The organism is Pseudomonas defluvii, assembly GCF_001695625.1.
GTDB classification, from domain to species: Bacteria; Pseudomonadota; Gammaproteobacteria; order Pseudomonadales; family Pseudomonadaceae; genus Aquipseudomonas; species Aquipseudomonas defluvii.
In genome coordinates, this window is record NZ_MBPN01000302.1 from 1 (window position 1) to 740 (window position 740).

The window sequence follows — 740 nt, forward strand, 5'->3', positions numbered from 1 at the left end:
TCGCTCAAGGTCGTTGCTGACGGGCCGCTGCGCTCGAACCCGGACGCAAGCAGTTTGCCGGCCATCTGCTGGGAAGTGATCTCAGTCATGGCCGCCCCCCTGCGCTTGGGATCGGGTCTCGCGCTCGGCGCGACGGATCTGCGCACGGGCGTTGAGGGCTGCCCGGTGATCGCTGGCCGTCGAACTGGTGTAGATCGCGGCGCAGCCTGACTTGGTGAACTTGAGGTGACCGCCCGCCGTGCGCTTGACGTGCCAGCCTTCGCCCACGGCGAACTCGATCAGGGCGCGCAGCCGGCTGTGACCTCGGGCCAGTTCATGTGCGTTGGCCATGGGGCCTCCTGGTATCAAGAGGCTGTGGCGGACGGCCGGACACTGCGGCAAATCGATCCTGCCACTGCGGGAGCAATTCGCCGGCAAGATCGCGCATGGTGGCGAGCGCGGCGGGAGCGACTCTGCCCACTGGCTGGCGGTACTCGACCCGATGCACCGGCAGGCCGCGCGTAGCAGCACGCGGATAAGCCTCAATGGCCGGCACGTCGGTAGCCAACACACGGATGTCAGCATGGTCCTGGAACAGATCGCGCAGCGCCTGCTGGATCAGGCGGGCGTTGGCGGACACCGGATGGACGCGGTTGATGAGCAGATGCAGCGGCGGCGGCGCGATGCCCAGCTGCCGGTACGGTGCAATGTCCTCCAGCAACTGCATGGTGCCGCGCCGCAGCTCGCGGGCGGCGAGAATT

Annotated in this window: 1 protein-coding gene and 1 pseudogene; both read right to left on the reverse strand. The window is 67.7% G+C overall.

What is annotated here, in order from left to right:
* Window positions 1–81: 81 nt before the first annotated feature.
* A complete protein-coding gene (locus EKA13_RS27440; RefSeq protein ID WP_003158606.1) occupies window positions 82–330 on the reverse strand; it encodes a hypothetical protein in 249 nt (82 codons plus the stop codon).
* Window positions 314–740 (reverse strand): annotated as a pseudogene (locus EKA13_RS27445) (ParA family protein); the annotation flags it as partial. The pseudogene EKA13_RS27445 and the gene EKA13_RS27440, both read right to left, overlap by 17 nt.

Bases quoted from the DNA above. Each gene is read 5' to 3' on its own strand.
- EKA13_RS27440 (WP_003158606.1), bottom strand. From the start codon at position 330: ATGGCCAACGCACATGAACTGGCCCGAGGTCACAGCCGGCTGCGCGCC.